The organism is Burkholderia cepacia ATCC 25416 (assembly GCF_001411495.1).
In the GTDB taxonomy this organism is placed as follows: domain Bacteria; phylum Pseudomonadota; class Gammaproteobacteria; order Burkholderiales; family Burkholderiaceae; genus Burkholderia; species Burkholderia cepacia.
The window spans coordinates 3,295,428-3,308,306 of sequence record NZ_CP012982.1 but is presented as its reverse complement, the minus strand read 5'-3'; the positions used below and the strand labels follow the sequence as shown (position 1 = coordinate 3,308,306).

The following is a 12,879-nucleotide window of genomic DNA, read 5'->3' as shown; positions in this document are numbered from 1 at the left end:
AGTCAGTTGCATGGGCGCCATTTCAAGAAGATCTTGGTTTCGCCGCCGGTCTGGATCGGAATTTTATCCGTCAGATTGGCGGGCGCGGAAACGTATCGGGCGACAATGTCGAACGAATCGCGGTAGCGCTGGATATCGATCCGGCTCAATAGTGTTCGCGCCCCTGAGCGGGGGAGTCCCCACCTTCTTCGGCACACTTGGTAACAATCGGCGATGACCCCGGCCGGTCGCGCGACGCATGCGGTGCGCGCGCCGCTTTCGGCGGCTCTGCGGAAACGTTTGTCGAGTCGGTAAATATTCCTCAGACTTTAGCTACAATCGCGCGAGAGCGACCTTTCGTCGCCGCCGGCTGACCGTCTGTGTGTTGCTTCTCTGACGGTAGCTCGAACCTGAGAGAAGGACGACAAGAATGGCACTCAGACCACCCGTAATCGGGGACCTGAAGAATCGCGACCTGTACGAGGCCGTTCATCGCGGTTTGTTGCAGCGCGACCGGCTGTTGATGCTGGATACACCACTCGGCAAGAACGCGTTGACCCCGTTGCGGGCGCGCGGATCGTCCGGGATTGGCGGTGACTATCACTGGACTGTAGATGTCGCGTCGCTGCGCGACGATACGGCGCTGCTGTCGCTGATGCATCAGCCCGTCACCCTGTGGATTCAACAGCGTACGGCGCTATACGCAGATTCGGTTTATCGACCCGTGCACGGTTTCGTGCATCAGGTTGGATATTTGGGTGGTGACGGTAGCGTATCAACGTACCAACTTGAATTTTCATCCGCGCTGATTTTTCTGAGCAAGACCCGCAACGATGAAGGGTGGCTCGAAAAGGACGCGCGCGAAATCATTTCCGACGTGTTCAACCGCTATCCGCAGCTGCAGGGGCGGTTCCGGTTCGATCTGACGCGCGAACCTGCGGTGCGCTCATGGTGCCGGCAGAGCGAATCCGATCTTCATTTCGTGTACCGCCTTCTCGAAGATGAAGGCATGTATTTCCGTTGGGTCCACGAACCGACGAAAGAGGGTGAGCCGCCGAAAACGACGCTCGTTATCGTGGACCGCGTATCGTCGCTGCCGGAAGCGAAACTGGCCGAATATTATCGCGGCAATACTGATCACGAGGCGGACGGGTTCACGCAGTGGGCGGTCATGCAGACCATGCAGAGCCTGCGTTATATGTCGCGTGCGTTCGACTATAAGCACCCGACATCCCATTTCCAGACGGAAAGCGCCCTGCAATCCACGACCTACGAAATGGACGGCGGGCGGCAGTCGGAATCACGCAGCATCCCCGTTGCACCGATGACGATCTATCAGCCGACGGCGTACGGCTACCCCGATTCGAACAGCGGCGAGGGGCGTGCGCGGCGTCGTGTTGAAGAGTGGGATTCGCGTGCGCGTCGCTATTTCGGTGTTGGTGGTCTGCGATGGCTCGATGCCGGATCGCGATTCACGTTGGACAATCATCCGCGTCATCCCGATAGCGATCCCAAGAAGCGGGAATTCCTCGTCATTGAGGCGCGGTGGTTCATCGAAAACAACGTGTCGATTGGTCAACAGGCAACGGAATATCCGCGCAGTCTGCGCGCGACGCTGGCCGAGCAGCAGGCAGCACACGGGGCGCGATTCAAGACGCCGGAGCACCCGCAAGACGGAACAGCGGGATTTTTCGTCATCGAGGTTGAGGCGCAAGAGGCGAGCGTCGAATATCGCAGCCCGCTCGCGCATTCCAAGCCGAACATGACCATCGAGCATGCGATCGTCGTGACGCAGCAAGGATCGGAAGCGTGGACGAACGAGCGGAACCAGGTACGTGTGCATTTCGCATGGGACCGCAAGAACCCGGACGGCACGTTCGCATCGTCGCCGCTACTATCGACCATGCAGACCGATACGGGCAACGGCTACGGCTCGGTGCACGTGCCACGGGCCGGTGAATGGGTTTTGGTCGCCTATTGGGCAAACGATTGCGACAAACCGTTCATTTTGGGGCGCGTCAACGGCGGCGCGACACCTTCTCCGTGGCATTCGAATGTGCTGCTGTCGGGATTTCAGTCGCAAGGGTTCGGTGGCACGGGCGCGTTTAACGCGTTCGTCCACGACGACGCCACGAACCAAGGCGGTACGCGGCTCGTTAGTTACACGGGCAGCAGCTACGCATCGATCGCGCAGGGATATTTGATTCAGCAGAGCGGAAACACGCGCGGGCGATATCTCGGTTCGGGATTGCTGTTGCACGCCGACCATTACGCATCTGTGCGCGGCAGCCGGGGCGTGTCGATCAGCGCCCATCCCGTGTCGCGTGACAGTGATCAACTCGATGTTGACGAAGCGCGTGAACAGCTTACACGCTCAAAAGACCTGCTCGGCAGTATTTCGGACGCAAGTGAACAGCATCAGGCCGAGAGCCTGAAACTCGGTGTCGATGCGCTGACGACGTTCACCGACGCAACGAAGCAGTCGGCATCCGGCGAAGCAACTGGCGGACGTACAGCGGGCGGTGGCACAGGTAACGCCAACGCGTTCGCTGCACCGCTGTTGCTGCTCGGCAGTCCGGCCGGTATCGGTCTGTCTACGCATCAGTCGCTTCACGCGAGCGCCGACCAACAGGCGAACTGGATCAGCGGCCAGGATTCATATTTCGCGGCGGGCGGATCGATGCACGCGGCCGCGATTGATCACCTGAGCCTGTTTGCGCGTAATCAAGGCATCAAAGCCGTAGCTGGCAAGGGCAAGGTCGAAATACAGGCGCAGGACGGCGATCTTGAAATGATCGCGCAGCAGCTTGTGAAACTGTTGTCGGTGGCCGGCCGGATGGAAATCGCAGCCGATCAGGAGCTAGTCCTGTACTGCGGCGGTGCGACGATCCGCATCAAAGGCGGCAACGTCTCGATACACGCACCGGGCAATGTTGACTTCAAGGGCGCGTCATTCAGCTTCGCGGGGCCGGCCAGCCAGTCATACGCGATGCCGCAGTTCAAACCGTCGTATCAGGCGCAATACGTCCTCAAAAGCGAGAACGACGGCACGCCGATGATTCGACACGCCTACGAAATGAAACTGCCATCGGGACGAACCGTGCTCGGCCATACGAACGATCTAGGCGAGACAGTGCCGGTTTTTACGCCGAGTGCACAGAGTGTGAGCCTCAAGGCGTTCGAGCAAGAAAAGCAGGATGTCGAGCCGTGGAAGTATGCAGGTGGTGGAGAGCCTGATATTTGGGCCGATTACCTGAAGGTTGACCCTGACGAGCGCACGTGAGTGCCGACGATACTTGGAGAACAAAATGGGCGGATCACTTCAACCGGCAGGCGCGTGCGAGACGATCAAAGAGCGCGTACCTGAGTACGCATATTTGCCGCCGGGAACCAAGGGATATTTGCAGGAAAAGGTCGAGAAAGCACTGAAAACGGCGGAATACGTTCCCGTCAAGTTGCGCGATGGATCGATCGTTCACCGGTTGCTCATGCAGTCCGCGATGAGTGTGCCGATGATCATCGAGGAAGAGTTCAAGTGGAAGTGGATATTTAAGTACAAGGCCGAAGTCAGCTTCGATATGACACCGGCAGATGCAATGATCGGTGGTATTCCTATTCCGTTCCTAAGTAACGAGAACCCCTACGGGGCGGAACGTCGCCGCAGTTTGAATCCATTTCCACCGGGGGCAACTGTCGGCCTGCTACGACGTCCTGATGTAATCATTGTTGATAAGGAAGCGATTCTTTGGCCGGGGCGTGGGACGATTGATCGCGAGGGCGGCCGCCATGTTCCGAATTTGTTGCGGCTTGTCGAAGTAAAGTTTCCGGGGGACTCTTTGGGTGAGGCTCAGCAAGAAGCCTATAAGCTGATCGCTGGTGACTACAAGAATCGCATGACCGTGATCGACGTGACCGATTGCAACGGTGAACTACAAAAGATCCCCAAGCCCGCGCCCGTTCCCGCACCGAAGACCAACGATGAGAAGGAGCGGCAGACTGTACCCATCCGCAGTGTTCCCGCTGTCCCGCACCATGTCTGGTATGAGGACTGGTGGCAAAAGGCGCACGAGTTCGGCGAAGAGGTCGAACATGCGGTCGCCCCTGTCTGGGATGCTGTTCATCGTGGATATTCATACGTGTCTGCTGAAACCAGTGCGTTCCTGCATCAGCATGCGGCGTGGATGTTTACGGCGGGTCAGTGGGTCGCTGACAAGGCACATAGCGCTTGGGTATGGGTTGACGAGAAAGGGCACGAAATATTCCGCTACACGGCTGCGCAACTCAAGGCCGGATGGGAGGCAATTGTGCAAATGACCGATATGACGTGGGATGTGCTCACGCATATCGATTGGGCGCAGGTCGGCGTGACGATGCTGAAGGGGGCCGCGATAGCGGTAGCCATTGTGGTCGGCGTTGCGATCGTGATCCTGTTGTTGCCTGAGTTGATTGCGATATTTGCTGCTCTGTGTGCGATTATCGCGGCTGGCGCGGAAGCTGCCGCGGGCCTGGCTGCGGCGCTTGGCGTAGTGCTTGGCGGTGGGAGTGCAGTAGCAGCGCTGGCTGCGAACTGACTGAATTTATGCCCGACTGATCAATAGACGACCCGATTATGACTTTGAGTGATCCGAAACCTGTCTTGACGCCGTTGCAGGCGCTTTCCCGCTATCAAGAAGATTTGAGCGTGCGCCTTGCCGACAACTCGATGGGTGTGTTGCCGGGTGTCATCGGTACGGTGTTCTTCGAGCGTGGTTCGCAGCCTGAGGTGCGACAGGCGATCCTCGACTGCTTCGACCGCTTCGCCGAAATGTTCGGTGAGCATCTGAAGGGAGGCAAGGACACTGACCTCGGTAAGTTTACGAAGCGGAACGACAAGGGTATCGAAAAAATTCGCCGTGCGATCATCGATTCGCCGCCGCATTTGAAAGTGAGTGTTGTTTTGTCTAGTGCGACGGATCAAGACACTGCGGCTGAATATAGCATCAAGACGCTCACGGGGTCGGCACTGGCACAGGACTATGTTCATCCCAACGGGTTGCTGCGCGTGGCGAAAGGGAGGGAATCTGGATTGTCGTATCTGAAGTTCAATGTGCCAATGAACTTGATGGCGACCAGTGAAGGAATTGCGCAGTACGAGGATTTTTTGAGATATATCTGCGGAAAACTCGTTGTGCGTGCTGGTTACGGTGGATTAGCGCCGATACTTGCATTTAATTATAATCGGTACATGCCGCAGGAATGGGCGCTTGCGGAACGTTTCAGTGGATTGGATATTGATAGCACTGCTCACCTGCAGAAATCAGATTACGAGGCAAACTCGTATGAGGGCGATTCTCTCGAAGAAATGACGGCTCAGTATGATTACCTGCGTCCTGGCGCTAAGGTTGCTCGATGGGGTTTCATCAAAGGAGTGAGTTGGTACACGATCCTGGGCGAATTGTTCATCGAGCGCTTGGGCGGCGAAGCGGTGATTCGAGAAAAACTGGATCGCCCCGATATTCACATCGAGCGCGCCAATGCATGCTTGATGATCCGTGCGGGCGGCTTCCCGCGCCTTGGTGCTCCTGAAGAGGGTTTGCCCGAGCCGTACGTGTTCGTGAACAGTGTCCTGCGCATCCTGCGCGATCCGAAACCCGACGCACTGCATACCTACATTCCCGACCTTCCGAGCGCGGATGTGAAGAACGCGCGCAAGTGGGTAGCACGCTTCGATTTGCCCGATGCGCCGCCGATCCCTGAGCCGCCGACTATCGTTCCGCCGCCCGTGAATCGCGAACCGGCCCGCCAAAGTGTGCGGGGCGGCAGTGCATGCCCGGAAGCGGGGTGGTGGCATACACCAGCTAAGGCCGGAAGCCGTCGCTATTTCGAAGCGGGCGAAACCATGCCGGTGATCGAAGGCAGTTCTTGGGGTAGGACAAACTGGCACTGGTCGCCAAGTGAGAAACAGAACGGGTAGCGTTGCGTATTCGACGTTGGGGGAAGAATGACTGGTGAAATTGAAGCGATCGTCAGGAAAAATATTTCAGGTGTTTGCGATTCGTTTGTCTTGAGTACAGTGTGTGTCGCGCTTCAGGACAATGGCTTTATCGAGGCTGCGGGACAGAACTTGTCCAGCGTTCGAGCAATTCATCGGGCAAGTGAGAAAATTTGCCCTGAAATAATAAAAAAAGACTTGCGATTTCAAGATTTTATAGTTGATCGCATTATGGTTGCGAGTGTAAGGCCGCAGCGACACTGGCTCATCGAGGCGCTTGGAAACCTAGACTCGTGTGTTGACCGGGGGAACATTTTCAAGCATGCGATTACACCTCAAACGTCTTTGCTGACGTTAGCCTGGGGGATTCCGATGCTCCTTGCAGATTTTGCTTTCGGGATTAAATCTAGCTATTTTCGGAAATTTACTGCTCATGGGAAGTTTGATCGGTTGGTGGAAGGGCACGTAAATGCTGAGACAATTGACGCACGCGTGATACTTGAAGAGCTATTGACCGGTAATGATGGAGCGCCTGCGAAATACCGTCAAGGACTCGAAGAGGCTTTGAAGAGGTATTGACGTGAGTAGAGTTTCGGTCTGGAGGTTGGTTATTGGCCCGTCCTCGCGGTAAGCAGGAAGTCAGTGCCAGTTCGAGAGAGGCATGAGCTCCGCCTGTCCTTGAACAGAGCCAGTTGGGTACGACACCTGACGAGAAATACAACACGGCTAACGATCATGACGAGATACATGATTTTCGACGGCGATCACACTACCGTGGCCGGGACGGTCCAAGCCAAGGCTACGCCGTTCGCGCTCGACGGCAGGCACATCGCGCATGAGGATGACGATGTGTTCTGCCCGGCATGCAAGACGATCGGCAAGATCAAATGCATCGGCCCGCGAGTTCCGATGACCGGGCCAGATGGTCGCCGCGTAGCGCTGAGTGATGATCTGTGCGTTTGCAAGTGTCCGGCGCCGCCGTTACTCATCCCGTCGCAGCACGTCATGTCGGTGGACGTGTGAGGTACATCGGACGCAGTTGACGGTCGATGTTGTGACGTTCAATTCCGTGCTAACGTCAACTCACGTGTCGTCGTATTCCCGATGCAAGAAACGTTCGCCGACTGGATCATGTATCGCACCGAATCGAAAATAGTGCCGCTATCCCGTCAGTTTCTTGAGTCATCAATCGAGTTGATTGACGCAGCGTTCTTGCGTGATCCAACGCTTGCATGGTGCCTGTCTGCTCAAACCCCGGGATTTGATGCCCGCCGGGCGAATTACCTCAGAAGCTACCTGCAATATCATCACGACGCTTCCCTTCCTATTCTCGGTGTATGGGTGCGGGATGCACTGGTAGCCGTCAGCTATTTTACGCCGGGTTCAACTACGGAAAATACATCCAGTCTTGCAGAACTAGGGCATCAGATCGCATCTGGTTGTGGCAAGCGATCTTTGCACAGAATTGACTTGCTCCGGAGGGTCGTAGAGTCAAAACTCACGTGTCACGACTGCAGTCGGATTGAATTCATCGGCGTTTCTCCGTTGATGCAGGGTCACGGAATTGGCGCATCGCTCCTACGGGCTACGCTGGCATATCTCCACGATATCGAGCCAGACAAGAATGTATTCCTTGAGACTGGCGAGGTACGAAATCTTCCGCTCTATTTACGACACGGATTCTCCGTTCGGCAGCGGATTGGTTTTCCCGGACTAGATCAGTATCTCCTGCAGAAGGATGCGGTGTGCGGTGGTCTGGCAACGTCATATGAGTGAAGTCCGCAACGGTTCCTTAAGAGCCTGCGTTTGCCACGAACTGATCCAGACGGACATGAGCCGTCGCGATCACGCGAGTCGGAGCCCGCTACGATTTCCACGAAAATCGGCTGGCGCGAAAACGCTGATCCTCCATATAATCCCGCCTGCATATTGCGTGCGCATGATCGCGCACATTCGACGCGTGTTCGTTCGCGCCGAAAGCGATTGATCCCGGTGCCGTCCGTTACGCGCTCAGCTGCGTCACACGGGCCGCACGGGCGTATTCCGTGAAAGGCCCGATCCGTTTTCCGGATTGTTCCGGAAAATGCGGATAATTCGCGGCAATTCCCATCGGATTGACGCAGTATTCGTGTCATTTCTTATTCGGAAAATGACGGCGGAGATTATTTCGTTTTCGGCATGCCGGGTTCGGCATGAACGGTCGCGCATTGACATTGACAATGACGGCGGCCCGTTCACGGCTGCCAGGAGACGGACTTGAAACAACCAGAAGACCAGTTGCACCGCGGGCTGGAAGAGCGGCACATCAACCTGATGGCGCTCGGCGCGACGATCGGCGTCGGCCTGTTCCTCGGCTCGGCCAGCGCGATCCGCGTCGCCGGTCCGGCCATCCTGCTGACCTACCTGCTGGGCGGCATCGCGATTTTCCTGATCATGCGCGCACTCGGCGAGATGGCGATCGCCAATCCCGTCGCCGGCGCATTCAGCCGCTATGCGCGCGACTACCTCGGGCCGCTGGCCGGCTACCTGACCGGCTGGACCTACTGGTTCGTGTGGATCGTCACCTGCATGGCGGAAATCACCGCGGTCGGCGTCTACATGCACATGTGGTTCCCCTCCGTGCCGAACTGGATCTGGGCGCTCGCGGCGCTGATGGCGATGGGCTCGGTGAACTTCATCGCGGTCAAGCTGTACGGTGAATTCGAGTTCTGGTTCGCGCTGATCAAGATCGTCACGATCGTGCTGATGATCATCGGCGGCGGGTTGATGATCGCGTTCGGCATCGGCAACGGCGGTGTCGCGATCGGCCTGTCGAACCTGTGGGCGCGCGGCGGTTTCATGCCGAACGGCATCAACGGCGTGATCGCCGCGCTGCCGATCGTGATGTTCGCGTATCTCGGCGTCGAGATGCTCGGTCTCACGGCAGGCGAGGCGCGCAACCCGGAGAAGTCGCTGACGAAGGCCGTGAATTCGGTGTTCTGGCGCGTGCTGATTTTCTACATCGGCGCGCTGTTCGTGATCATGTCGCTCTATCCGTGGGATCAGATCGGCACGCAGGGCAGCCCGTTCGTGATGACGTTCTCGCGGCTCGGCATCCCGGCTGCCGCGGGCATCATCAACTTCGTCGTGCTGACCGCGGCGCTGTCGTCGTGCAACAGCGGCCTGTTCAGCACCGCGCGGATGCTCTACAACCTCGCGCAGCAGGGCCAGGCGCCGAGCAAGCTCGGCAAGGTCAACCGCAACGGCGTGCCGGTGTACGGCGTGATCGTCTCGGTCGCGCTGCTGCTGATCGGCGTGCTGCTCAACTATCTCGCGCCGCAGCACGTGTTCACGTGGCTCACGTCGGTGTCGACGTTCGGCGCGATCTGGACGTGGTGCGTGATCCTGATCGCGCAGATGCGCTTTCGCCGCACGCTGTCGGCCGACAAGATCGCGCGCCTGCCGATCCGCGTGCCGTTCTATCCGCTCGGTTCGTTCGTCGCCCTCGGTTTTCTCGTGCTGGTCGTCGTGCTGATGGCGTTCACGCCCGACACGCGCGTCGCGCTCGTGATCGGGCCGGTCTGGATCGTGCTGCTCGGCATCGCGTATGCGCTGTTCTACGCGAACCGCCCGGCGGCATCGGTGCCGACGAAGTCGTAAGCGGCGCGGGCAGGGGCCCGCGCGACCCTTGATCGCGATCATGCACGCGCGGGCCGGACGTCCTATGCTGAACGCATCGATTGTCCGCGCTTCGCGTAACACCCCGCCGATCCCCGCGACCGCGGCGGCCGTCCGGCCGCCGCGCGCCGCTTCCGCGCGAAGCTCCCGTCGTCGTTCCGCGACGACGCGCACGCACGGAGGCCTTCGTCATGCAGCCTGCCCAGCCTATCCCGACGCTTGCGCGGATCGCGCTGGCCGTCGATCCGACGCCCGAATCGCTGTCCGCCGCACGCTACGCACGCACGCTGCTGCGTCCCGGCATGCGATTGCGCATCGTCTGCGCAATCGACAACCCCCGTCTCGTATTGCCCGATATCCCGCGCATCGACGCGCTGCTGACGTCCGCGCGCGAGGACATGATGCGCGAAGCGCAAGCCACCAACGAGCGGATCGCCGCGCTGTTCGCCGATAGCGGGATCGAGGTCGAGCAGGCCATCGTCGATACGTCGGTGACGGGCGGCTCGGTGGCCGATGCACTGGTGAACGATACGTCGGAATGGCGTGCGGACGTGCTGATAGTCGGCGCGAATCCGCATCACGGGCTGCTGCGGCTCGTCGAAGGCGCGATGTCGGACACGCTGACGACACGCGCGCGCTGCGCGCTGCTGATCGTGCCGGCCGCCTATGCGCTGCCGTCGAATGGCGGCCTGCAGCGGCTGATGTTCGCGGTCGACGGCAGCGAGCCGTCGCTGCACGCGGTGCGCGTCGGGCTCGGCTTCGCGACGCCGACAACGTTGCTGTACGCGGCATACGTGATCGATCGCGCGGTTCGTCTGACGGATATCGTGCCGGTGCGCGCGCTCGAGGATGCCTATCGCGCGGAGGGCGAGGATGCACTCGCGAAGATCGGCCCGCTGTTCCATGCGACCGGGAACCCGACCAAGCGCGGTATCGTCGAAACCCGCCCGACCAGCGACGACGTCGCCCATGCACTGATGCGCGACGCCGTGCACTGGCGTGCCGAACTGCTGGTGGTCGGCACGCACGGCCGGCGCGGCATCGCCGCCTGGCTGATCGGCAGCGTCGCGCGTCGCGTGGCGCATCTCGCCCAGGTGCCCGTGCTGCTCGTGCGCGGTACCGAGTAAATCGCGCGGTGTCGAGATCGAAACCGGCCTGGTTTGATCTGCATCAGAAATGGCGCAAGTATCGCGTGAGACATTGACGGAACAACCGGCCGCGCGGCCGGTCTGTCGTGCATGCACCGCGCAGCCGCGCGAGCGTCGAAGGCCGTGATCGACGGTGCATTCACCGGCATCACATCATTTTCCGGAGCCGCGACGTGCGATGCACGGCGCGTCATCCGGCCGAGAACTCTCTGGCACGAGGGTAGGCAGCCGTCGGCTGCCTTGGAGGACGGGCGGGGTGCAAGTCACCCCGTCCGCTTTCCGCATGGGTGTTGTCGTTGGCCCCGTCTGAAGTGCATTCCCCGCAGGAAAATCGTTGTCATTGCGACCGCGTGGAACGGCGCGTGGTGATGCGTGATGGCGCGCGGTTGCGCCGATGCGAAGCGGTGAAGGTCGCGGCAGGCTCACCGTTGCCGCGCCGTCGTCCTACAGGCACGGCGTGCGGCAGGCGCTGCCGACGTTGCGCGCTGAGCAGCCATTGCACGGCCCCGTGCCGTGCCGGCCGCTTGCCCGCTCAGCCGGTGCGAAGCATCGACCGCAAGTCGTGTCGCCGGCCTGCGCCGCGGCGTACCCGCGGGCGCTGGCGCGCGACGTGCAGCGGCGCGCATAGGCCGCATGTACGGTTGCGCAGGCGGTTTGCATGCGGCCAGCCGGGGCGCGCCTTGCGGCGTGCCTCGACCGCGGCCGGCGCGTCGGGTGCGGCCCGTGCGCACAGTGCCGCGGCGAACCGTTGCAGCGCGAGAACCGAGCCCGCGACGCTCTGGTACTTCTCGCGGCCGATCTGCCCGTCGAGCGTGACGAGCAACCCGGCTTCGCGAGCAAGTGCAAGCAAGGTGTCGATATCGTCCGACGGACGGTTGCCGGCCGGCACGGCCTGGGCGGGCAGGGCGCGTGCGTTGCCCGACGCGCGCCGTTGGCCGTCCCGGCCCGGTAAGTTGCGATGTGCCATGGTTGGTCTCCTGCGCCAGGCCCCGCATGCCGGCTCGACGGCCGGCTGAGCGATGACCTGTATGAACGTTTCGTCCATGTCACCAGTATCGTGGGGCGCCGGTACCCTGCCAAGCAGCGTGCGCTGAACTCGCTGTCAGGGATTGCGCGGTGCGTATCGGAATCCGCTGACACGCAGGGGCGCCCGATCGGCCGTCCGGGCGACGATCCGGCCCGTTCGTTCCGACGAATGGCCGGCGCGTGGCGGAGCGCGCTTGATGCATGATTTCGGCCGGTCTAAGTTCGCGAGTGCATCGGCGTCGAGCAGCGTCCCATCGTTCGCCCGCCAGCCGGTGCCGCGCCCCGGGGTGGCGTGGCAGGTTTCCAGTCTCGTTCGCGGGCCGTTTGCGCCGCGAATCTTGCGCGGCCGGTTCGGGGACGGATCGGCACGGCGGCACGCAACGTGCCGTTGATCGCGCGCAAACACGCGCCGGCGCATCGCACGCCGCGCGGCCGTTCAGTCTTTAAGCTTCCAGTACCTTCTTCTTTTCGTTCCTCGACCGTCAGGAGTCTGTCGATGTCCAAGGACAGTTTGCTCGATTCACTCAAGGAAGCCGCCAGGCAGCGCGCGATCGGTGCGGATCAGTTGCGTGCGATGCTCGACGACGAAGTACGCGTATTGTCGTCCGACGCGCGGGTGCACGATTACATCCACGTGTTCGCGATCCGGCACCTGCGCGAACGGATGCGCCGGCAGGACGAGCTCGACAACGACACGCGGGCCGAGGGGTCGCCCGCGGAAGCCGATCCGCGTCCGGGCCATCGCCTGTGACGGGCGCGCGCCGCAACTGATGACGCGGGCGCGGCGCGATCCGTCGCCGCGCTGCGGTCGGGTTCCAATCGACACGCATGCCCCCGTCGACCGAGAACCGGCCTGTCTCGACCTCCTTTTCGACTCATCCTGCCCAAGCGCGCAGGTACCGTCGTCGCGTCCCGGCGGCGTGCGCGCGCGTCGCAGGGCGGCCCGGTGATTCTGACGATTCGCCGACGATCCGCTGACGATCGGCATTGCGTTTTGTCAGACGTTTCACTGAATTGTCACAGTGGCCTCAAGTAAGCGGCGCGATTGCCGTTTACCCGGTGAATTCGTCCACCGGGCGTTCGCGCTCCCTTACCGAG

Annotated in this window: 11 protein-coding genes; 9 read left to right on the top strand and 2 right to left on the bottom strand. The window is 60.6% G+C overall.

The window, feature by feature from the left end:
* Window positions 1-2 precede the first annotated feature (2 nt).
* Window positions 3-149, bottom strand: a complete 147-nt coding sequence (locus tag APZ15_RS41390; RefSeq protein WP_155253148.1) for a hypothetical protein — start codon at window positions 147-149, stop codon at window positions 3-5.
* Window positions 150-409: 260 nt separating this feature from the next.
* Here APZ15_RS41390 and APZ15_RS31940 point away from each other — a divergent pair, with 260 nt between their 5' ends.
* From APZ15_RS31940 to APZ15_RS31910, 8 genes are all read left to right on the top strand, one after another.
* The gene (locus APZ15_RS31940; RefSeq protein ID WP_027791562.1) at window positions 410-3,262 is read left to right on the top strand and encodes a type VI secretion system Vgr family protein; all 2,853 of its coding nucleotides are present in this window, start codon (window positions 410-412) and stop codon (window positions 3,260-3,262) included.
* 25 nt (window positions 3,263-3,287) lie between these two features.
* Entirely contained in the window at window positions 3,288-4,550 is a 1,263-nt protein-coding gene (locus APZ15_RS31935) for a VRR-NUC domain-containing protein (protein WP_027791563.1), read from the top strand.
* 38 nt (window positions 4,551-4,588) lie between these two features.
* On the top strand, window positions 4,589-5,932 hold the full coding sequence (locus APZ15_RS40185) for a type VI immunity family protein (protein WP_080981941.1): 1,344 nt from the start codon (window positions 4,589-4,591) through the stop codon (window positions 5,930-5,932).
* 27 nt (window positions 5,933-5,959) lie between these two features.
* Window positions 5,960-6,529: a hypothetical protein gene (locus tag APZ15_RS41385; RefSeq protein WP_138143380.1), complete on the top strand. Its 570-nt coding sequence runs from the start codon at window positions 5,960-5,962 to the stop codon at window positions 6,527-6,529.
* A gap of 156 nt (window positions 6,530-6,685) precedes the next feature.
* Complete coding sequence (locus APZ15_RS31920; RefSeq protein ID WP_027791566.1) at window positions 6,686-6,973, top strand: PAAR domain-containing protein; 288 nt, start codon at window positions 6,686-6,688, stop codon at window positions 6,971-6,973.
* Between the two features lie 81 nt (window positions 6,974-7,054).
* Window positions 7,055-7,726 carry a GNAT family N-acetyltransferase gene (locus tag APZ15_RS40180; protein ID WP_080981940.1) on the top strand — a complete coding sequence of 224 codons (672 nt, stop codon included), beginning with the start codon at window positions 7,055-7,057 and terminating at the stop codon, window positions 7,724-7,726.
* A gap of 480 nt (window positions 7,727-8,206) precedes the next feature.
* Entirely contained in the window at window positions 8,207-9,589 is a 1,383-nt protein-coding gene (locus APZ15_RS31915; RefSeq protein ID WP_027791567.1) for an amino acid permease, read from the top strand.
* Window positions 9,590-9,798: 209 nt separating this feature from the next.
* Entirely contained in the window at window positions 9,799-10,734 is a 936-nt protein-coding gene (locus APZ15_RS31910) for a universal stress protein (protein ID WP_027791568.1), read from the top strand.
* A gap of 553 nt (window positions 10,735-11,287) precedes the next feature.
* Here the strand turns inward: APZ15_RS31910 and APZ15_RS31905 are convergent.
* The gene (locus APZ15_RS31905) at window positions 11,288-11,722 is read right to left on the bottom strand and encodes a hypothetical protein (protein ID WP_027791569.1); all 435 of its coding nucleotides are present in this window, start codon (window positions 11,720-11,722) and stop codon (window positions 11,288-11,290) included.
* A 555-nt stretch (window positions 11,723-12,277) separates the two neighbouring features.
* Between APZ15_RS31905 and APZ15_RS31900 the strand changes: the two genes are divergently transcribed.
* A complete protein-coding gene (locus APZ15_RS31900; protein WP_027791570.1) occupies window positions 12,278-12,532 on the top strand; it encodes a DUF3562 domain-containing protein in 255 nt (84 codons plus the stop codon).
* The last annotated feature ends 347 nt before the right edge of the window (window positions 12,533-12,879 follow it).